Annotated in this window: 18 protein-coding genes; 3 read left to right on the top strand and 15 right to left on the bottom strand. The window is 32.2% G+C overall.

Features of this window, described 5'->3' with window-relative positions; genetic code table 11:
• Positions 1 to 89: 89 nt before the first annotated feature.
• The 5 genes from AB9Q04_RS01005 to AB9Q04_RS01025 are packed head-to-tail and all read right to left on the bottom strand — an operon-like array spanning position 90 to position 7,822.
• Positions 90 to 4,217 carry a PolC-type DNA polymerase III gene (locus AB9Q04_RS01005; RefSeq protein ID WP_410023527.1) on the bottom strand — a complete coding sequence of 1,376 codons (4,128 nt, stop codon included), beginning with the start codon at positions 4,215 to 4,217 and terminating at the stop codon, positions 90 to 92.
• Positions 4,207 to 5,268 (bottom strand): flavodoxin-dependent (E)-4-hydroxy-3-methylbut-2-enyl-diphosphate synthase, encoded by a 1,062-nt coding sequence (gene ispG / locus AB9Q04_RS01010; RefSeq protein WP_410023528.1) that lies wholly within the window; start codon positions 5,266 to 5,268, stop codon positions 4,207 to 4,209. Before ispG ends, AB9Q04_RS01005 begins: the two co-directional genes overlap by 11 nt.
• 9 nt (positions 5,269 to 5,277) lie before the next feature.
• Positions 5,278 to 6,294 carry a M50 family metallopeptidase gene (locus AB9Q04_RS01015; protein ID WP_410023529.1) on the bottom strand — a complete coding sequence of 339 codons (1,017 nt, stop codon included), beginning with the start codon at positions 6,292 to 6,294 and terminating at the stop codon, positions 5,278 to 5,280.
• 9 nt (positions 6,295 to 6,303) lie between these two features.
• Complete coding sequence (locus AB9Q04_RS01020; protein ID WP_410023530.1) at positions 6,304 to 7,080, bottom strand: phosphatidate cytidylyltransferase; 777 nt, start codon at positions 7,078 to 7,080, stop codon at positions 6,304 to 6,306.
• Entirely contained in the window at positions 7,067 to 7,822 is a 756-nt protein-coding gene (locus AB9Q04_RS01025) for an isoprenyl transferase (RefSeq protein ID WP_410023566.1), read from the bottom strand. Before AB9Q04_RS01025 ends, AB9Q04_RS01020 begins: the two co-directional genes overlap by 14 nt.
• Positions 7,823 to 7,999: 177 nt before the next feature.
• On the opposite strand from AB9Q04_RS01025, the gene AB9Q04_RS01030 reads away from it, so the two are divergent.
• Both AB9Q04_RS01030 and AB9Q04_RS01035 read left to right on the top strand, forming a co-directional pair.
• Positions 8,000 to 8,746 carry an ECF transporter S component gene (locus AB9Q04_RS01030; RefSeq protein WP_410023531.1) on the top strand — a complete coding sequence of 249 codons (747 nt, stop codon included), beginning with the start codon at positions 8,000 to 8,002 and terminating at the stop codon, positions 8,744 to 8,746.
• Positions 8,747 to 9,529 (top strand): type III pantothenate kinase, encoded by a 783-nt coding sequence (locus AB9Q04_RS01035; RefSeq protein WP_410023532.1) that lies wholly within the window; start codon positions 8,747 to 8,749, stop codon positions 9,527 to 9,529.
• A gap of 17 nt (positions 9,530 to 9,546) precedes the next feature.
• Here AB9Q04_RS01035 and AB9Q04_RS01040 read toward each other — a convergent pair whose 3' ends face one another.
• The 8 genes from AB9Q04_RS01040 to AB9Q04_RS01075 form a co-directional block, all read right to left on the bottom strand.
• Positions 9,547 to 11,244 carry an alpha-keto acid decarboxylase family protein gene (locus AB9Q04_RS01040; RefSeq protein ID WP_410023533.1) on the bottom strand — a complete coding sequence of 566 codons (1,698 nt, stop codon included), beginning with the start codon at positions 11,242 to 11,244 and terminating at the stop codon, positions 9,547 to 9,549.
• Between the two features lie 175 nt (positions 11,245 to 11,419).
• The gene (locus AB9Q04_RS01045) at positions 11,420 to 11,956 is read right to left on the bottom strand and encodes a phosphoribosyltransferase family protein (RefSeq protein WP_410023534.1); all 537 of its coding nucleotides are present in this window, start codon (positions 11,954 to 11,956) and stop codon (positions 11,420 to 11,422) included.
• 8 nt (positions 11,957 to 11,964) lie between these two features.
• Positions 11,965 to 13,026 carry an NCS2 family permease gene (locus tag AB9Q04_RS01050; protein ID WP_410023535.1) on the bottom strand — a complete coding sequence of 354 codons (1,062 nt, stop codon included), beginning with the start codon at positions 13,024 to 13,026 and terminating at the stop codon, positions 11,965 to 11,967.
• An 85-nt stretch (positions 13,027 to 13,111) separates the two neighbouring features.
• Complete coding sequence (locus AB9Q04_RS01055; protein WP_410023536.1) at positions 13,112 to 14,293, bottom strand: GspE/PulE family protein; 1,182 nt, start codon at positions 14,291 to 14,293, stop codon at positions 13,112 to 13,114.
• Entirely contained in the window at positions 14,293 to 15,822 is a 1,530-nt protein-coding gene (locus AB9Q04_RS01060; RefSeq protein WP_410023537.1) for a YifB family Mg chelatase-like AAA ATPase, read from the bottom strand. Before AB9Q04_RS01060 ends, AB9Q04_RS01055 begins: the two co-directional genes overlap by 1 nt.
• 1 nt (position 15,823) lies before the next feature.
• Positions 15,824 to 16,723: an RluA family pseudouridine synthase gene (locus tag AB9Q04_RS01065; protein ID WP_410023538.1), complete on the bottom strand. Its 900-nt coding sequence runs from the start codon at positions 16,721 to 16,723 to the stop codon at positions 15,824 to 15,826.
• A gap of 62 nt (positions 16,724 to 16,785) precedes the next feature.
• Entirely contained in the window at positions 16,786 to 17,922 is a 1,137-nt protein-coding gene (locus AB9Q04_RS01070; RefSeq protein WP_410023539.1) for a hypothetical protein, read from the bottom strand.
• Between the two features lie 82 nt (positions 17,923 to 18,004).
• On the bottom strand, positions 18,005 to 18,811 hold the full coding sequence (locus tag AB9Q04_RS01075; RefSeq protein WP_410023540.1) for a hypothetical protein: 807 nt from the start codon (positions 18,809 to 18,811) through the stop codon (positions 18,005 to 18,007).
• 137 nt (positions 18,812 to 18,948) lie between these two features.
• Here AB9Q04_RS01075 and AB9Q04_RS01080 point away from each other — a divergent pair, with 137 nt between their 5' ends.
• Entirely contained in the window at positions 18,949 to 19,776 is an 828-nt protein-coding gene (locus AB9Q04_RS01080) for an exodeoxyribonuclease III (protein ID WP_410023541.1), read from the top strand.
• 35 nt (positions 19,777 to 19,811) lie between these two features.
• Here the strand turns inward: AB9Q04_RS01080 and AB9Q04_RS01085 are convergent, their stop codons facing one another.
• Positions 19,812 to 20,936 (bottom strand): hypothetical protein, encoded by a 1,125-nt coding sequence (locus AB9Q04_RS01085; protein WP_410023542.1) that lies wholly within the window; start codon positions 20,934 to 20,936, stop codon positions 19,812 to 19,814.
• Positions 20,937 to 20,994: 58 nt separating this feature from the next.
• Positions 20,995 to 22,035: a hypothetical protein gene (locus tag AB9Q04_RS01090; protein ID WP_410023543.1), complete on the bottom strand. Its 1,041-nt coding sequence runs from the start codon at positions 22,033 to 22,035 to the stop codon at positions 20,995 to 20,997.
• Positions 22,036 to 22,107: the final 72 nt, after the last annotated feature.

Genomic DNA, 22,107 nt, shown 5'->3' on the forward strand with positions numbered 1-22,107 from the left:
AATATAATTTATATCACAAACTTAATTTATCATTTAAATAAATTAAATTATAATATAAAAAAGCTGCTATAATGATATAGCAGCTTAGGTTAAAACATCCCATCAAATAAACTCATCTGGTTTTCTTCTTGAATACCATCTATGATGCCAAAAGTTTTTAAACTTTCTAGGGCATTTTTATTTACTTTAGTTCTTTTGTTAAAATCTTCTACGGATATAAACTCGCCTTTTTCACGTTCGTGTGCTATATCTAGAGCCATAGCCTCTGATACATTATCTACAGAACTTAATGGTGGGAGTAGGTATCCGTCTTCTTTATTTAATATAAATTTAGTTGCATCTGATTTATATAAGTCAGCCTTATCTATTTTTATATCACGAGCATACATTTCTTCTGCAACTTCTAATACTTTTCTAATATTTTCATCCCTAGCTGTTAAATCAAATCTTTCCTTATAACTACTTAAAGCCGTTTGGATAGATTCTAGGCCATTTATGATTATAGAATAAACAAAATCATTCACTTTTGTATTAAAGTAAGTTGCATAAAAGGCTGCTGGATAATAAACCTTATAATAAGCTATACGATAACTCATCAAGCAATAAGCAACCGCATGGGCTTTTGGAAAGAGATATTTGATTTTTAGACATGATTCTAAATACCATTCTGGTACACCATTATCTCTCATGTAAGCAACTTGTTCCTCTGATAAGGCCTTACCCTTTCTAACAATTTCCATAATTTGAAATGATTTTTTCTTATCAAGGCCTTGTTGGATAAGAGAGTTCATTATATCATCACGAGTTGAGATTATTTCATTAAAGTTTGCAGTTTTTGACATAATTAAGTCTCTGGCATTATTATTCCATACGTCTGTACCGTGGGATAGGCCTGATATACGTGTCATCTCCGAAAACTTTGTTGGATATGTTTCTTTTAGCATTCCACGTACAAAGTTTGTACCAAATTCTGGAATACCCAAAGTACCTATTTGATTGTTTGAAAAATCATGCTTTATATCTAATGGCTCAGTTGATGAGAAAATTTTCATTACCTTTGGGTCACCCATTTTTATTTTAAGTGGATCTGTGCCTGTCAAATCTTGTAAGGCACGGATAATGGATGGCACATCATGGCCTAGCAAATCTAGTTTTAATAAAGTTTCATGCATCATGTTGTAGGTAAAGTGCGTAGTTTTTATATCACCTGCTGGATCATCTGCTGGATATTGGATAGGAGTTATATCAAAGATATCTATGTCATTTGGCACGACAATTAGTCCACCCGGGTGCTGGCCTGTAGTTCTTTTTACATCCTTAAGACCTCTTTGAAGTTTTCTAATTTGCGCATTATTAAACTCTTCATGATATTCTTCAGAATATTTTTTGATATAACCAAAGGCCGTATTATCTTGGATAGCTCCTATGGTTCCTGCACGGAACACTTTTCCCTCACCAAATAATTCTTCTGTAAACCTATGAATAGTTGGTTGGTATTCACCAGCAAAGTTTAAGTCTATATCTGGTTCCTTGTCTCCTTCAAAACCTAAAAATACTTCAAATGGGATGTTGTGCCCATCTTTTCTTAAAGAAGTGCCACATTTTGGACAATCTTTATCTGGATAATCTATACCAGCTCCCAATCTATCTTCTTCAAAAAATTCACTATATTTACATTTTGGACAAACATAGTGCGGAGAAAGTGGGTTTACTTCTGTAATATCAGCCATGGTTGCTGCAAAAGATGATCCAACCGATCCACGAGAACCTACTAGATAGCCATCCTCGTTGGATTTTCCTACTAGGTCTTTGGCAATTATATAAAGAACTGCATAGCCATTTGAGATTATAGAATTTAGTTCTTTATTTAACCTATCTTCTACAATTTTTGGTAGGGGATCACCATATATCGAATGAGCCTTTTCAAAACAAGTATTTCTTAATTTTTCATCCGACCCATCTATAACTGGAGGAAATGTTCCAGGTGGTATTGGCCTTATATCTGCAATCTGATCTGCAATTTTTTTAGGATTTGCAATTACTATTTCTCTTTGCTTATCTTTATCTAAATAAGCAAAACCATCTAACATTTCATTAGTTGTCCTTAGATAATACAAAGGATTATTTTCATGGTATCTTACAAATTGCCCCTTGTGGAGAATATTTCTTAAAATATAATCATCAGCCTTAAAATATCTAACTCCGCCAGTAGCAACAACTAGTTTGTCATGTTTTTGTCCTAAATCTATTATCTTTTTATTTATATCAATAACTTGATCAAAATTTCTTAACCTGCCTTTTTCAACTTCATCCTCAAAAATTCCTAAAGGCTCTATTTGTAAAAAGTCATAAAGCTCTAATAATTCATCTATCTTACTTTGTGGATAATCATTTAATAAATATTTAAATAATAATCCATCATGGCCACCACTTCCTATCAATAGACCTTCTCTATATTCTTTTAAAAGCGAGATAGGAGTTTTGGCTTCAGTGCTAAAGTGCTCCATTCTAGATTTCGATATCAATTTATACAAATTTTTAAGACCTACTTCATCTTTGGCAAATACTAAGGTAGAAAAGTTTTCAAATTTTGCTTTTGGATAGTGGGTTTCTAATTTATTTATAGTGGATAAATCTAGATCTTGTTCCATTATCATGGCATACATCTTAATAAAAATTTGAGCAGTAGCCCTAGCATCATCGCTAGCCCTATGGTGGTTAAAGGCTGGGATATTTAATTTGCGAGCTATCTTATCTAGGGAAAATCTGCCCATATCTGCAAATAAGGCACGAGCCATAGGCAAAGTATCCATATAAATCGGAGCAAAATCAAGATTAAGAATTTTTGCATTTTCCTTTACAAAACCAATATCAAAGTCAGAGTTTTGTCCAACTAAGATTGCATCATCTGCAAAGTCTAAAAACTTAGGTAATATCTCATCTATCTTTGGCTTATCCATTACCATTTCGTTGGTAATTCCAGTAAGTTCAATAACTTTTTCAGGTATCATTTGCTCAGGATTTACTAGTTCATTAAATTCTTCTACGATCTCTCCATTTTTTACCCTAACTGCCCCTATTTCTGTAATCTTATCCGCAAATCTAGAAAGACCTGTTGTTTCTAAGTCAAAGACGACAAATTCTTGGTCTTTTATATCTTTGCTTGTAGGGACTGGCTTTGAAGAAAGATTTGTTAAGATTCTTAGCTCATCTTCTACAAGTAAAAGTTCTGCCCCGGGTAGCATTTTTTTGCCTTTTTTGTGGATAGCATCATATAAGTCAGGCAAGCCTTGTAGAGTTGCTGTGTCAGTTATACCGATAGCATCCCAATCCCAATCTTCTAGCACATTTAAAATATCAGCATTATCTACAAAACCATCAAGGTTGGTCATTTTTGTATGAAGCTCAAGCTCTATTCTTTTTTCATAAGCTGTATCTATTTTTTTACCGATAATAGCATCTTTTAAAGACCTAGCTGTAAAGATTTCCTCATGGGCATAGTCATCGTAATTTAGTACACCTTCCACTTGGACAGAAGTTCCATTTCGTAAAAGCCTTAGCTTTTCCTTATTTTTTTCTGATGAGAATATCTTACAGGAAATGGCATCAGTGCTATCCTCTATGTCAAAAGTATAGATAAAATAGTGGTTTTTGGTTTCAAATACGTCTAAATTGTAAACTGTGCCTATAAGAGATACTTGCAGTCCCTTTTTATCATAAATTTCTGCAATAGGAATTGTTTCATTTTTAATTTTCGGACCATAATCTAGACTGTCTATAGGCTCAACAGGTTTCTTTTCTTCCTTACTATTGCTAAGATTTATGGCATGGCTAATGCGAGCTTGGAGGTCTTTTTCTTTTTGATCCATCAATTCTTCTAAAGGATCTGTTTCGCTATTTTCCTCATTACTTGCTACAACTTCACGAGCTTCTAAGTCTAAGTCTTTATCTTCTATAACTTCTACTTCATTTATATCTGGCTCGATTTCATTACCATAGATATCTTCTTCTATATCTGGAGTTAGGTTTATAAATTCTATTGTAAGAGTGACAAAGGATAAAAAATCATCCAAATCTGACCTTACTTTATCGTCAAAATGGTCTAGGTCAGATTCGATAGTTAATTTTAGTTCATTATTATTTTTACTATAAATAGCATTTGTTATTACATATTCTTTTTCTTTAATGTCGACAAATTTGCTTAAATCAATCTTCATTCTTATGTCTTTCTTTTAAAACATCTAAAAGGGTATCTACTATTTGATCTTCCTTAACTTTTTTAATTGTTTTTCCATCTTTAAATAAAAATCCCATGCCATTTGCAGCAGAAATTCCGTAATCAGCTTCCTTACTTTCACCAGGTCCATTTACTGGGCAACCCATTATTGCAACTTTAGCATCGATATTTAATCCATTTGCTTTTTCTTCTACTTCTGCTACTATCTCTTCAAGATTAACAGTAGTTCTTGAGCATGTAGGGCAAGATACTATATCTAGACCATCTCTACGTAAATTTAAAGCTTTAAGGATTGCTTTTCCAGCTTTTATTTCTTCTACTGGATCTCCTGTTATAGAAACACGGATGGTATCCCCTATACCATCTTTTAGTAAAGATCCAATACCGATTGATGATTTGACAAGGGCTTGGTAAAGTGGTCCTGCTTCTGTAACTCCAAGGTGTAATGGATAATCTACTAATGAAGATAATTTCCTATATGCATCTATCATAGTATTTACATCAGATGACTTTACAGATATTTTCATATTATAAAAGTCCATGTCTTCTAGAATTTTAATCTCCTCCATGGCACTAGCTACAAGGCTATCTGCATTTACTCCGCCAAACTTATCTACTATTTCACGGGAAATAGATCCTGAGTTTACCCCAATCCTGATTGGAATATTTTTATTCCTGCACGCCTCTACTATTTCGCGTACCTTATCTTCACTTCCTATATTTCCTGGATTGTACCTTAGACAATCACAGCCATTTTCAACTGCAGCTAAGGCAAGCTTGTAGTCAAATTGGATATCAGCAACAAATGGCAAGTTAGTTCTTTTTTTAATTTCAGTAATTGCTTTTGCATCATCCATATCATTTATAGCTGACCTTGAAATGTCACATCCTGCTTCTTCTAAAGCATTTATTTGTTTTACAACTGCATCAATATCACTGGTTTTTGCAGTTGTCATTGATTGGATAGAAATAGGAGAGTCACCTCCAATTGCAACATCTCCTACGTAAATTTTCTTAGTTTCTTTTCTCATTACATCTCCTTAAAAAAGTGTAAATATATCTTTAATTGAGATTATTAATATTAAACTTATTAGTATTATAAAACCAACAATAGTAACTCTTTCTTCAATTTTTTTATTAACCCTTTTTTTAGTAATCATCTCATAAAGATTTGTTACAAGCTTTGACCCATCAAGGGCTGGGAATGGTATCAAGTTAAATACAGCTAAGTTTACGCTGATATAAGATAAGAAATAAAGAACACTCATAGCGCCATTGCGTGCTTGGTTACCTATTTCTTTTACAACACCAACTGGTCCTGAAAGGGCACCAAAAGATAATTTGCCAGTTATAAGCATGCCTAAAATATTAAATATCATTTTTACATTGCGACCGGTTTCTTTAAAACCTAGGCCTATAGCTTCAATAAAATTAACATTTCTCATTTTTGAAGATATACCTAACAAAGGAATATCATTTTCAAAAGTTGGTGTAATATTATAAGTTTTTTCACTTCCCTCAGTTGTCTTTGTCACAACCTCTACTGGACTATTTTTAGCATTTTTGCTGTAATAATCTGCTAAGATTTTTGAAATATCAGTAAATTCATCAATATTTTGATTATTGATAGCTACTATTTGATCATCAATAGATATGCCAGCTTTTTTGGCAGGAGAATTTTCTGAAAATCCTCCTACAAAGGTAGTACTTGTTCCGGTATTAAAAGCTACAATTGTAAAAACTATAACAGCTAAAAGTAGATTCATAACAGGGCCTGCTAGGATTGTTAAAAATCTTTTAAAAGCTGGTGCATTGTCATAACTACGTGGGTCTGATGAAGATTCATCCTCTCCTTCCATAGCACAATATCCACCTATTGGTAAAAGCCTTAGCGAGTATTTAGTTTCGCCATTTTGCTTGCTAAATATTTCTGGCCCCATGCCAACTGCAAATTCATTTACTTTTATACCTGATAATTTCGCCACAATGAAATGCCCAAACTCATGGATGGTTACCAAAGCTAAAAACATAATCATGGCAATAATAAATGTTCCCATTATCTCTCCTTACAAAACAGAAAATAAATAAAATAACGGAGCTATAAAGATCATAGAATCAAAGCGATCCATGATACCCCCATGACCTGGAATGAGATTTCCGAAGTCTTTTATTCCCGTTTTTCTTTTTATATAAGATGCTACCAAGTCCCCTATTTGTGATAAAATAGCACCTAAAGCTGCAAAAATAATTATTAAACTTATATTTAGATTTAATATAGCATAGTTATTGTAAATTAAATTTAAAATAACTGCCCCTAAAACTCCACCTATTGATCCGGCCAAAGTTTTATTTGGACTTATGTGACTTACAGCTGCTATTTTTTTCTTACCAATAAGAGAGCCTGTTAGATACGCAAAGGTATCAGAACCCCAAGAGGTAATATATAGCATCCACAAAAATTTAATTTCGCGAGTCCTTACAATAGACCCCATTAGCCCTGCCACATAAAATAAAATAAATATATGGGCAAGGATATCTTCTAAGTTTGTATGCTGATCAAAAATTAAAATTCCAAAAATAATTGCAAATGATAAAATTAAACCAATAGCAAATAATTCTTTTTTTTCATAAAAACTTGCTGCCATAACTATAAGGTCGCATATATATATTAAAGCTTTATTAAATCTAAAATCTATATTAGAAAAGGCATCTGTCAATTCTTTTATAGCTATTAGGGAAAATATAGTAAAACCAATAGCTAGGCTAGTTTTTCCAAAATAAGTTATAGCTATTAAAATAAATAAAATTAAAGCTCCCCCAAGAGTTCTTTTAATCAGATTCATCGAGTGCTCCGTATCTTCTATTTCTATTTTTAAATGCTTCTAAGGCCTTATCAAGCTCATCTTGATCAAAGTCTGGCCATAATACATCTGTAAAATATAGTTCAGAATAAGCTATCTGATAAATTAAAAAATTTGATATTCGGATCTCTCCCCCTGGCCTGATTAATAAATCTGGATTAGGAATGCCAGCAGTATACAAATTATCCGCTATCAAGTCTTCTGTAATTTCTTCTGGCCCATAGCCTTTTGCAATAATTTGTTTAATAGCATGGACTATTTCATCCCTGCCGCCGTAATTTAAGGCTATATTAATAACTAAAGACTTATTATCTTTAGTTTTTTTAAGCGCTTGTTCAACAGCCTTACGAGTTGGTCCTGGTATAGCAGATAAGTCTCCTAAAAAATTTAGCTTACAGTCTTCTTTCATTAATTGATCTATCTTTTTTTCTACAAATTTTATTAAAAGTTTCATCAAATAATCCACTTCACTTGCTGGTCTTTTCCAGTTTTCTGTAGAAAAAGCATATAAAGTAAGGTATTTTACCCCACGTTTTTTTGCATGAATTGCAATATCCACGACGTTTTCTGCCCCATTTTTATGGCCAAAAGTTCTTGGTTTATTTTGTCTTTTAGCCCAGCGGCCATTGCCATCAAGGATTATTGCAAGGTGATTTGGTGTGTTTGTATTTTCCATAATTTCCTCTTTTAAAAGTCTAGGCTTATTATACCATTTTTTAAAGATAAATTATTAACAAAATGTGCCCGTGTTTACCCCCTATAAAGCTTATGATATAATCAAAAAAAGCTCTTATATATTTTAGGCAGGATACAATTGATTCTAGCTTTTTAAAAATATATAAAAGTTTTGAGTTTTAATCATAAGAACGGTATCTATAATGAACCGTATCAGGAGGTAAAAATGAATAAAAAAACTCTATCCAGCAGAAAATTGGTTACTGCTGCAGTTCTTGGTGCCATTACAATTGTACTTGGCCTTACTCCACTTGGTCTAATTCCCCTTGGAATAATAAATGCCACTACTATGCATATTCCAGTAATTATAGCAGCTCTGGTAGAAGGGCCGGTTGTTGGAGGGCTGGTAGGCTTTATTTTTGGAGTATTTTCTTTAGTAAATGCAATAATAAGACCAACCCCAGTTTCTTTTGTCTTTTACAATCCACTTATTTCAATTGTTCCTAGAATTTTAATTGGGATTACTTCTTATTATGCCTATAAGGCTGTTAAAAAATTAGATGATAAAAATTTAAAATCACTTTCCAAAATTCTTTGGGCTCTAATTTTATTATTTTTAGCTTACTTACTTTATAGAAATATTAAAACAGGAGCATCTATGGCAAATATTATCCTAGTGGTTATTTTAATAATTGCCTCTATAGGACTTTTAGTCTATTCTATAAAAAATGAAACCAAAGATTTCCCAATAGCAGTAGGAGCTTTTATCGGCTCTATGACCAATACAATTTTAGTTTTAGGTGGGATTTATTTAATCTATGCTCAAAAATATGTAGAAGCTTTAAATATTCCTTTAGAAAATGCAAGATCAGCTATACTTGGAGTTTCAATAACATCTGGTCTACCAGAAGCTTTTTTATCAATAATTATTACAACTGGAGTTGTAAAAGCAGTTAGCAAAACGAGGAGATAAATGTTACTAGCAATTGATATAGATAATAAGTTTACTAAATTTGGAATTTTTGATAATGAAAATTTACTAGTAACTTTTAATCTTGTAAGCGATAAAAATAAGTCCATTGACGAAATAGAGGTATTTATCAAGCTTATATTAAAGAATAAAAATATTAATATCTGCAATATAAAAAATATAATTATTTCAACTGTAGTACCAGAATTGGCTTTAATTTATGAAAAAATTTCTAAGTCCTTAACTGGTACCAATCCTATTTTAATATCAGCAGGAGTTAAAACAGGATTAAATATAAAGTGTGAAAATCCCAAAGATGTGGGGTCTGATAGGATTGTTAGAGCTGTTGGAGCAAAAGACTTAAATGATAATCTAATAATAATTTCTGCTTCATCTATTACAACAATAGATCTTATTAACAATAAAAATGAATTTAGGGGTGGAGTTATATTTCCAGGTATAGATTTATATGCCAAATCTCTTTACCAAGAAAGTGCAAAATTACCCCAGGTAGAAATAGAAAAAACTAGGGAAGTTTTAGGGAATAACACAAAAAATGCCATCCAAAGTGGCATATACCACAGCTACAATTTTGCAATCATTGGTATGGTAGAAAAAATCATAGACCAATACGATCTTAACAAAGCTAATTTATCTATAATTATAACCGGGCCACACGCAAACCTGATAGAAAATAATAGTTACAAATTTAAAAATATCCCTAATCTAGGGCTGTATGGACTTAAAAATATTTTTGATATAAACAAAGAAAAACTGCAGAAATAAATCTGCAGTTTTTTATATTAAGCTTTAAAGTCTGGTTCTGGGTTTTCTGGACCTCTTTTTCCAAAGTTAAAGTCTTCTTTATTTTTACCATAATCTACCATTACTTCTGGTGAATCTTCTTGGTGCATATAAACTGTAATGATTATTCCTTCATTTACATCATCAAGAGTTTTTAATATTTCTTCAAGTTCTCCTTGGGTTCTTGCCTCAGCTGTTTTCATATTAGATTGACCTTTACTGAAAGCTTGTGGTAGTAATGAGTAATCCCATTTTGGAATATCATTATAGTCTCTTTTCATCCCCATAATATAACGTTCAATTGTATATCCGTCATTATCAATTAGGAAAATAATCGGATTTTGCTTGTTATAAATCATCCTAGAAAGAGCTTGGGCACTTACTTGGAATGATCCATCACCGATTAATAGGATGTGACGTTTTTCAGGACTTGCAAGCATAGCCCCCATTTGCATTGGTAGCATAGCTCCAATTGATCCCCAAATTTGGCTTCTTACAAGTTTTACTCCGTCAGGAATTTTTATTTCTGTAAGCCCGTGGCTTGCTGTACCAGTTTCACCATAAACCACATCATTTTCTTTAAAGTATCTAGCAATTTGTGCGTAGAAATCCTCTTGTCTGATTAGTTTTTCAGCTTCAAACTTAAATTCTTTTTCTTTTGTTTGGTTTACACTGTCAATTTTTTCTCTTTGAGAGACATTTTTAAGACCTAGGTCTACTAAGTCATTTACATAAACCGCTTCAAATATTTTCTCGCCTACTTTTGTATAGTCAGCCTTTATTATTATAGAATCTTCTGGGAGTTTAGATGTAAATTCACCATTATTGGCTTGCATGAATACTGGCTCAATGGAGATTAAAAAATCAGAATTTTCTATCTTTTCTTGAACTCCTTCATCTGATTCATCTCCTTGATAAATTCCTAGATATAAAGGATGAGATTCATTATAATATGCTTTTGCTGTAGCTAAAGCTGCAAATGGAACTTGGGCTCTTTCGATTAATTCAAGTACTTTGTCAGCTACATCATATCTATCAATCGCTTCATCGATTAAAACTATAGGATTTTTAGCATTTTCAAACCTTTGAGCAATTTTTTTAGCAGCGGCTTCTAATCTTTCCTCATCTGAATTAGTTTTCTTTTTATCAATAGGTTTTAAATCATCTTCTATTTCTATATCAAGATATGCAATATTTGATGGTAATTCAATATTTACTGATTTACTATATCTTACTGCTCTTTCAATAAGTCTATCTATTTCATATCTGGCATTTTCATGAGTAATTAAAACTGAATCATCTACAAACTCATTCATTGCACGACGTACATTTTCATAGTCTCCATCGGCTAGAGTATGGTGGGTCATTTTTCGCTCTCTCATAGCAAATAAAGGTGGCGTACCAGAAATGATTATAATTGGTCTGTGTTCTGCAACAGATCCTGCAATCCCGCCTAAAGCATTTAGGTCCCCTACACTGTAAGTAGTCATAAGAGCAGAAATACCATTTTCATTTGCATAGCCATCTGCAGCAAAGGCAGCATTTAGCTCATTGCTCATACCAACAAATTCAATTTCATCATCTTCTGAAATTTGCTCTAGAAACTCTAGATTAAAGTCACCAGGCTCTCCGATAATGTGTTTAATATTTAATTCCTTAAGTCTTTTAAGGATATAATCCCCAATAGTAATTTTCATTATTATTCCTTTCTTTTTATCCATTTTGTGGAGTCATTAAGATATATACCCAGAACTAAAAAACTTTACCAAAAAAAATCAAGATTTTAAATCGTTATAAAATCCACTAGTGAGCTAGTAGTATTTGTAATCAATAAAAAAAACTCCCAAATTTCTTTGGAAGTTTAAAAATCATTTATACTTCAAATAAAGGAAGTTTTTCTAAATAGATTATATCTTCTCTATCAGCCGCATCCCCTTCTGCAAGGATGGCAAGTTTTTGGACAACTTTTCCACCTGCTTTTTCTACTAAGGCTTCTAGAGCTGCTATAGATTGGCCGGTTGATATTACATCATCAACAAGGGCTACTCTTTTACCCTTGATTTTTTCTGCATCTTTTGAATCTAAAAACAGTTTTTGAGTGTTTGCTGTTGTGATAGAATTTACCTCTACACTTAGTGGGTTATTCATATAAGATTTTTCTGATTTTCTAGCTACGATAAATGATTCTTTATCTAAATTTCTTGCTATTTCATGGGCAAGTTGGATCCCCTTTGCTTCAGCTGTCACAATTATATCACAGTCTATTCTTTTGCTTAGCTCATAGCCCGCTTTTGCAGCAAGCTCTGCATCTCCCAGTAAAACAAAGGATGCTATCTTTAAATCATCTGATATTTGAATGATTGGTAAATCTCTTTTTAATCCACACACATTTAATTTGTAATAATCCATAAAATCTCCTATAAAATTATAAACTTAAGAATAACTCCTGCAACAAGCCCTACAAACGGATCACTTGCAGCTGTAGTTGCCATTGCTATACCAGCAACTAGAGCTGCATCTCCTCCTGCTGCAAAGGCAAGATTTGCATTTGTTGGTACTGTTACTAAGGCGCCTAGCACAAATAAAAATCCATGAATTGATTCTCCTGGAACATATTTACCTAGTTTTGGTAAAAGTCCCATAAACATAATTGCCCCAAGGATAGCCATCATCAAAATTCCAGAATTTACTGGATTATCACTTGCTCCTGTTGCAGAAATAATTGCTTCTACTGGTGCTCCTCCAAAAAGTGAAGAAACAGCATCAGCGATTCCAGAATAAATTGTTAAATGGTCAATGTTAGCTGTAACATTTCCATTTGATAAAGATGCAGTTATATTTCCAAAAGCAATATTCGCCCCAATGGTTAGACAAGCTAGGGAAAGCCCACCTCTAATTATTTTTCTATTTAAAAGTGGTTTTTTTACTGAAAGTTTTCTTTCTTCGTTTTTAATACCCTTGCCTATTTCCATTTTCATAGCATTTGCATAAATTGATGAAATAATTACAGAAATAATTATAGTATATACTAAATTTCTACCTGAAATAAAATAAGTTGCAAAAGCAGTAAGAATAGATATAAGACTTACCATTCTTGTTTCTAGCTTTAATCCATCGACTGCAATTTTAGCTAATATTAGCCCAACACCAGCCATCATACCATTTAGGACATATTCCCCAGCTAAATCAACAATATAATTTAAGCTACCAGTAATTCCTAGGATGGCCATTATAATTCCTGCCCAGAATACTACTGATAATCTCTCACTTACATCATCACCATAGGCTCCAGCTAGGGCTATAGTTTCAGCTTGCATGGAAATTGGAATTGGTGATTGTAAAATAGCACATGCAATTACCCCAACTAAAAAACCAAGCGAAGTTGGAAAAGCAGCAAAGCCTACAGAAAGAGCTAAAAGGGCTTGGGGTATACCATTAATCACAACTCCCAAGGCCGCCATAATATCATTTAATGTCATAAGACCTCCAAAATTTAATAAAAATACGCCTATATTATACCATATTTAACTAGTATAATATGCAAATTTTAAACTAAGTCCTTTATTAAATTTGATCATACATAACATTTATCAGTTCCTCAAAGCTAGTAGTGCCTTCAAAAACTTTGTTAAGACCATTAGCTACCATAGGAACAAAATTATTAGCCTCTGCAAATTTACTTACACTAACTAAGTCTATTTTGTCCTCCCTTACCATATCACGAAATTCATCGGTAAGGACAAAAACCTCTTCACAAGCTTCCCTTCCCATATAGCCCTCATTACAATTTGGACAACTATTTGGCCTATAGATTTCTTTATTTCTATCAATATCTATATGTTTTTTTGCTAAATTGTATTCTAGATCTGTCATTTTATCAGGTATTTTGCAATCACAAAGTTTTCTAACCAGCCTTTGACTAGCAACTGCATTTATAGCAGATGATAGTAGATAATTTTCAACTCCCAGATCTTTTAACCTAATTATAGATGAAAGAGCATTATTTGTATGAAGGGTCGTTAAAACTAAGTGTCCGGTTATTGAAGCCCTTATAGCAATTTGTGCAGTTTCGTAATCTCTTATTTCCCCAATTAAAATTATATCCGGGTCTTGCCTTAAAATAGAGCGCAAAGCCTTAGCAAAAGTAAAGTCTATTTTCTCATTTATGTTTATTTGATTAATACCTGGAATATTGTATTCTACTGGATCTTCGACTGTAACTATATTTTCATAATCATTATTTAGATTCTCTAATAGTGAATAAAGAGAGGTGGATTTACCAGATCCAGTTGGGCCTGAAAAAATCACCATACCAGAACGATTTTTTAGGGCCTTGTCTAAAGCTAATTTTGATTCCTCGCTAAAACCTAAAAGGTTTGCCCTTTGCCTAAACTCACCAAGAGATAAGATTCTAATTACCATCTTCTCCCCATTTATAGTGCCAATTACAGAAACTCTAAAATCAATGTTAGGATAAGCTTTTAATTTTAAATTTTGATCTTGGGGTCTGCGACTTTCACTAATATCCATACTTGATAAAAGTTTTAATTTTGATACTAACATTTCATAATTTTGTCTAGTTATCCTTAAAAATTCATCAAGTCTACCATCTATTCTTAGTCTAATTCTGCCGTATTCTTTTTCTGGTTCGATATGGATATCACTTGCCCTATAAAAAAGCGCATAATCAAATAAATCATAGACAAATTTATCAATATTATTAACAATATCTCTTTGATCAACCATTATTCTCCCCAATATTTCCCATCAAGAGTCCTATATCTAATTGCTTCTAGTAAATGTTTTTGTTCTATTTCATGGCTATTATCTAAGTCTGCTATCGTTCTAGCCATTTTTATAATTTTATTAAATCTTCTTACAGAAAAATTATATTTGTTGAAGGCCATTTTAGCTATTTTCTCTACGTCTGGATTAAGTTTTATATATTTTTTCATTTGAGCTGTGGAAAGTTCTGAGTTTGCAGCTACTTTTTCACCTTTATATCTTTCTCCTTGGATTTTTCTTGCTCTTACTACTTCTTCTTTTAATTCTTTTGATGATTTGGAATAGGCCGTGCTTCTTAAATCATCATATTTTACTGGAGAAATTTCTATGTGGATATCTATCCTATCTAAGATTGGTGCAGAAATTTTATTTAAATACCTTCTAATTTCATTTTGTGAGCAAGTACATTCCTTTAATGGATTGCCATAATTGCCACATGGGCAGGGATTCATGGCGGCTATTAAAATAAAATCCGATGGATACTTTAAACTTGCTTGGGCACGAGAAATATTTATTTCTCTATTTTCTAAAGGTTCTCTTAAAGCTTCTATGGTTTTTTTGTTAAATTCTGGAAACTCATCTAAAAATAAAACTCCACGGTGAGCTAGAGAAATTTCTCCTGGCTTTGGTATAGAATGACCTCCCCCAATTAAGGCAACTTCACTTGCGCTATGGTGGGGTGATCTAAAGGGTCTTTCTTTTACAAGACCGCCCTTATCTAAAAGTCCCATTATAGAATATATTTTAGTTACTTCTACTTTTTCATCAAAGCTCATATCTGGAAGAATGGTTGGTAAGTGTTTGGCAGAAAAAGTTTTTCCACTTCCTGGTGGTCCTATCATTAATAGATTGTGGTTCCCTGCTGCTGCAATTTGTAAGGCACGTTTTAAACTTTCTTGCCCCTTTATATCAGCAAAATCTAGGTCATAGGCTACTTCATTATTTATCTTTGCTAGATCTATTCGGTAGGGTTTTGCTTCTATTTCCTTATTTAAAAAGTTAACTATTTCATTTAAATTTTTAAAGGGTAGTATATCAACATCGCTTATAATTGCACACTCATCTTTATTTTCATCTGCTATTATAAATTTAGTAAACCCAAGCTCACGCATAGAAATAACCATAGCAAGTGCTCCTCTAACTGGCATGATACGTCCATCAAGGGCTAACTCTCCTAAAAAAATATAATCTTCATATGGATATGTAATAACACCCATAGAACTTAAAAGAGAAATTGCTATGGGTAAATCTAGTTGGGTTCCTTCTTTTTTTAGATCTGCCGGGGATAAATTTACAGTAATCCTTCCAGGAGGAAAGGAATAACCAGAATTGCTAATAGCAACTCTAACCCTTTCCTTGGATTCTTTTATAGAAGAATCTGGCAAACCTACTATTAAAAAAGCTGGCAAGCCAGAAGTAATATCAGATTCTACTTCTACTAAGTTTCCAGCAAGCCCTATAAGAGAGCAAGTGTTTGTTTTTGAATACATTTTATTCTCCAAGTCCTAAGACATTTTGATATTTTAAAAAAGTTTCGTGAGGTTTTGCCTCAAAGCTTACATAGTCTCCACTTTGGTCGGTAAATCCTAAGTACCTGCAGTGGAGCAATTGGTGGTCTAGGTTAAAATTAGTTTTTACATTACCATAGACTGGATCTCCTACAAGGGGGTGGTTTAGATGGGTCATGTGCACTCTAATTTGATGGGTGCGGCCAGTTATAATATGAATTTTAACTAAAGAGTAGCCAGGCACTTCTTTTAAGACTTCATATTCACTTATGGCTACTCGACCTGATGGCCTTACTGCCATTTTTCTGCGGTCTTTAATGTCTCTATCCATATAATTTTCTATCCTAGCAGATTTTTCATCAAAGTTACCATGGACTATGGCGATATATTCTTTATCTACTTTTCTTGTTTCAAAAAGACTTTTCAAATATTTGTAGGATTCATTATTTTTTGCAATTACCATTAGCCCTGTAGTATCTTTATCTAACCTATGGACAATACCTGGTCTATCATCTCCACCGATGTGAGATAAACCTTCATAGCCATATTTATCTAAAAGTCCATTGACCAATGTGCCAGTTATTATAGATCCTGCAGGATGAACTATTACATTTTCATCCTTATCTATCACTGCATAGTCATTATTTTCATAAACTATTTTTAAGTCCATTGCCTCTGGCTTTATCTCTGGTACTTCAAAAATCTCACCATCTATGTCGATTTCATCATTTATTTCAAGTCTATAACTTGGTTTTATAGCTTTGTTATTTACTTTTATTTTCTTATCTTTTATAAAAGTTTTTATCTTCTCACGAGGGATTTCTTCAAACTCATCTGAGATATATTTATCAACTCTTATACTTTCAAATGCTTGTAATTTCATAGTTTTATTATAGCATAGATTTTTATACAAAAAAATGCAGGATAGTTCCTGCATTCTAATTATTATTTACTTTTCTTTTTTAATAAACCTGCACTAACTGCCATTACTCCCAAAAGTGGAGCTACTGGTGTGATACCAGTGCCGGGGTTGTTTTTTATACCATTTACTGTTTTGTTTGCTTGTTCTTTATTCTCATCAATTTTTTCTGGCTCAGTTTTTTTAGTTTCTTTATCACTACTTTTTTCTACTTTTACTGGTTCTTCTTTATTATCTTTATTTTCTTTTTCTACTTGAGTTACTTCTTTAGATGGCTCTTCATCTTCTTTTTTCATCCATTTTTCAATTTTTTCTATCTCATCTAATTTGCCATCTTCGTCTTCATTGTAGGTTATTAGATACCTATCTCCTATTTGGGGATTAGAGTCTTTTAAGATGTCTATATTTTCTTCGTAAGTTTGTCCACTCTTGGTTGCTTTTAAGACTACTTTTCCCTCATCTATAATTTGTACTAATTCAAATTCATTGGTTACTATATTACTTTCTAAAACTTGGTTTAGTTTTTCTACCCTATATATTTCTCCAAATTGGCCAGGATATGATTCCATAACTATACCATCCCAATAAATTTTGTATTTATCTCCTATCTGAGGCTCTTGATCTCTTAGGTCATCAAAGCTTATAGAATAAATGTTATCTTTATTACCAATCTCAAAAACATTTGCTGATGTATACATAGGATCATCTGCAAAAACTTCACCTACTTCTACTTCTATAGTCTCAGTATTTTTAGGAAGTTTGTCCTTATCCATATTTACCGGTTTTTCGTATTTTTGAATTAAAGATAAGTCTTCTTTTTTGATATTATCTTTATTTAGCTCATGGATATTTATATCGGTTGTTATTTGGTACTCATCTTTTAAGCTCACATTATTTTCAAAAAAGTCTTTACTTAGGGTAATATTTTCATATTGGTCATCCATAACTACTTCTACGGCATCATCACGATTTTCACCTGCATATGAAAGTGTAACTTGGTTTTCGTTTATATTTGTTACATTAAATATATAGCTATGTTCTTCGTTTTCAGTTGCTTGTGTTAGTTCTTTATCAATTTTTATATTATCGTCTGCATATGTTTTAGGACTTATTGCAAATAAAAATGTAAAACTAAGCCCTAGTGCTAAAATTTTATTTTTCATAAAATCCTCCTTTAGCTTCTTTTATGTATATTACCCAAAGTACTAGTAAATATCAAAAAAAAGCACCCTAAGGTGCCTAGTTTTAGTTATTATATGAAGTGATGTCTCTGTAGTTTTTGACATCATTACCAAAAAATAAAAATTCTTTTTCTACGTACTTGCCATCTTCTATTACTAAAGCATGGACTACTATATTATTTCCTTCTATTGGTTCTATCATGCCCATTTTTACATCTTCATAGTCTTGGGCTAATCTTTTGTTATATTCAATAAGCATTTGCCTATAGACACTTGCTACACCGTGATAAAATCCATCTGGTTCATTTTGGGCAATATTATCAGCTTCATTTAACATATCTTCCATAGCCCTTAGCTGAGCTTCATTAATTGCCTCTATATTTTTTTTACTTGTGACTACTCGTAGATCATCTAATAGATAATTAAGATTATCTATAACTTGCCCATAACTTTCTACAAGTCTATCCTTATCTCTTTCATAACCTTCTAAAAGTTTATCGTACTTATCTATAATATCATTATAAATATCCATACCTTCTTCTGTTACGAAATAGCTATAATAAAAGGTATCTCCATCTTCATTTTTAGTATCAATTTCAAGTAATCCCTTATCAACTAAAGAAAATAGGGTTTTTATCATAGTTGGGTAATCTTGATCTGCTATAAAAAAGTCTTGGTTACCTACTCCACTTGATATAAGCCCATGGCCAAAATAAGCTTCTCTTATTAGCATTTCAGTTTCTCTTAAGTTTAAATCGTAAAAACGGCCTAGCTCTCCCCAGCCTATTTCGAGTGATTCTTTTATATAGTTAAATCTTTCTAAATAATCATAAGCACTTGAAATTATTTCTAAACCATGTGAATTTTCCATAAGGCCTCCTTAATTTTAAAAAAATATTTACCTACATCTATTATATCATCTAATAGCTTAATTTTCTTTAAACTTGCAATAAAGCCTAGTAACTTTTATAATGATTTTATAACTAGACCCCAGTAAAGGAGATTAATTTGAAATTTATTTCATGGAATATAGACTCATTAAATGCAGCCTTAACCAGTGATTCAAATAGGGCTGTCATGACTCGTGAAGTTTTTGAAAGTATAAAAAAAGAAGACCCTGATGTAATTGCTTTTCAGGAAACAAAATTACCTCAAACAGGTTTATCAAAAAAGCATAAGGAAAAACTAGCAGAATTTTTCCCAGAATATAACTATGTACATGTAAACTCTAGTGAAGGAGCCCGAAAATCCTATGCCGGATGTATGACTCTTTTTAAAAAAGAACTAGATATTAATAGCAATTTTCCCATCATAGATGCCCCAGATCCTATGGATCTTGAAGGCAGAATGGTTACCTTAGAATTTGATAATTTTTATTTTACTCAAGTTTATACACCAAATGCAGGAAATGAACTAGTTAGACTAGATGACAGGCAAGTTTGGGATAGAAAATATGCAGATTATTTAACTAAGCTTGATAAGGAAAAACCAGTCATAGCTGCCGGTGATTTTAATGTAGCTCATACACCAATTGATCTAGCTCATCCAGAAAGTAACCACAGGTCAGCGGGTTTTACAGATGAAGAACGTGAAGGATTTACCCAAATCTTAGACAAGGGTTTTATAGATACTTTTAGACATATTCATGGAGATGTAGAAGGAAAATATACTTGGTGGGCTCAAAGGGTAAAAACCAGCAAAATAAATAATTCGGGCTGGAGAATAGACTACTTTTTAGTTAGTGATAGAATAAAAGATAAGGTAGGCCGTTCAGATATGATTGATTCTGGAAAACGCCAAGACCATACACCAATTGTTTTAGAAATTGACATATAAAAAAAGCCCTTGTAAAAATTACAAGGGTATATTTTTTAATATTTTTTTGTTTTTTTAGCTAAAAGAGATGCTGTTCCAGCTGTTCCTAGGACTCCCATGGATGAAAGTATACCAGTTTTTGGATTTGCTCCGCCTATTCTATCTTTCATAGAATTATTAACTAGATTATTACTTTTTAAATTTTGATCTTTTTCTTCATTACTATTATTAGACCTAGTGATATCTTTTATATCATTTTGTTTTCTTGCATCAGAAATTTTATTTTCTACTGGTGTTTTACTATTATCAATTTTTTTGATTTCAACATCCCCCACAAATTGAGCTGGGATTGATCTAGTAGCTAGACCTGTGTGAGTTATTTCTAATTCATCTCCCACATTAAGATTTATGCCAGTTACATCTTCTTTGCTTATAGAGTATTTACTATCCTTGTTAGATTTTTTATAAATAGTATAGCCACCATCAGCTACTTCTTCTACTATAAAATTTTCAGTAACTTTTTCTTCTTTACTTTCATCTTCAACTTGCTTATCATATTTTACTACTTTAAATATCTTTCCAAATTGAGCTGGATAAGATTCCATAACTACTCCATTGTGGGTAATTTCTAATTCATCCCCTACAACTAAGTCCATATTTTTGGCATCTTTTTTGCTAATAATGTATTTATTATCATTATTTTCTATATCAGCGATGGTGTAGCCATCTTCATTTACTTTTTCTACAACAAAGTGGTCTTTAATTTTTTCTTCTTTTATTTCATCATCTGTAACTTCAGCCTGGTCATCTTTTTCGATAGAATAAATTTTGCCAAATTGGGCTGGATTTGATGGCATGATTATGTCATCATGTTTAATTTTATATCTATCGCCTACCTTTATTTCCTTATCAGCAAATTTATCTTTTGGAACATTAAATTCTGCTCCATTATAAGTTGGTATGATATCACCTGTTAGGGTTTGGACAAATTTTAAAGTTACATTACCTTCAAATACTTCTGTTACCTCATAAAGATCGGTTTGACTTTGCTTTTCATCTTTACTTTCACTGGTAATTTCGGATTTAGCGTGGTTATTCATTTGATTATTTTCACTAGCTGCAAGTGAGTGTGCACTTGGTAATACAAGAATAGCTAGAGCTAAGGTTGCTAATTTTTTCATATATACCTCCTATCGTGCTTTCATAATAACAAAGTAGATGTTAAATCCGTGTTAATTTTTATTTTAAAGTTTTAAGGGCTCTATTTACCAGTTTTTCAGATTCTTCTACTGATGGTTTTAAAGTTTTTTCTATAGATTTTGATATATTTGGATAATCAATTAAAAGTTTTCTACCAGCATTTGCCATAATTATGTTCTCATAGATAGAAAGGGCTAGCTTCTGGTCTTTTTCGGTTTCAAGTTTTTTTCCATACTTAATTTGGATGATTTTTATAATAGCCTTTGAATTATCATCTGCTTTTTGCTCTTCTTCTGTTAATAGAGCCTTATATCCTCTTTTAATAATTTTATCTGATTCTTTTATAGAATCTTTTAAACTTTCTCTACTTGCTATATCTAAAGAATGGATATTTTCAACAAGGATTGCCGCTGCTTCTGATTCTACTAGGTTATCAAAAAGTTTATTTGCTAAGACTTCTGTAGAGCTCATATTAGTTACTTGAGCTTTCTTGGTAATTTCTGATTTATATACTTCTGGTATATACATTTCTTCATTACCATTGGTTGGGAACATGTGCCATAATTTAATTTGATCACCTGTTTTTACATCTGTGTTATTTAGATTTGATAAAGCTGTTATATAAATAGAGTTAGCAAAGTTTTCTTTAACAAAATCATTACCCGCTTCAACAGTTTTAAATCTAATCTCATTTTTTGATTTATCTATTTTAACTACCTTATAGGTTGCCCTATATACTTCTTCTGGAATCTTATCTTTTGGGTGGTCATCATTTACATATATACCTAAAAATATTTCCTCATCGACTAAGACAGTATTAGGATCTTTCCCTCTTTTATAAATGATGTCTTTTCTACCGCCAAAACTTTCGTCATTTATGACACCATCATAATCTGGATATATTGGAGTAAAGTTAGCTGTATATCCACTAGGCCTATATAATTTGCCATCAAGAGTGAAGGTGTGTTGCTGTTGGTTTAAAATAACCGAATCATTATTTTCTGTTGGTGCTGCTTGACTTACTGTCACTGGCATAGCTATAAGAGATGCTAGAAAAAGTGCTTTAGTAATTTTTTTCATAAGTGTCTCCTTAAGTTACTATTCTATATGAAATATACCCACTTTTTATAAAAACAGAAAAACCTCCCTTAT

It is taken from the genome of Anaerococcus groningensis, from assembly GCF_046365465.1.
GTDB classification, from domain to species: Bacteria; Bacillota; Clostridia; order Tissierellales; family Peptoniphilaceae; genus Anaerococcus; species Anaerococcus groningensis.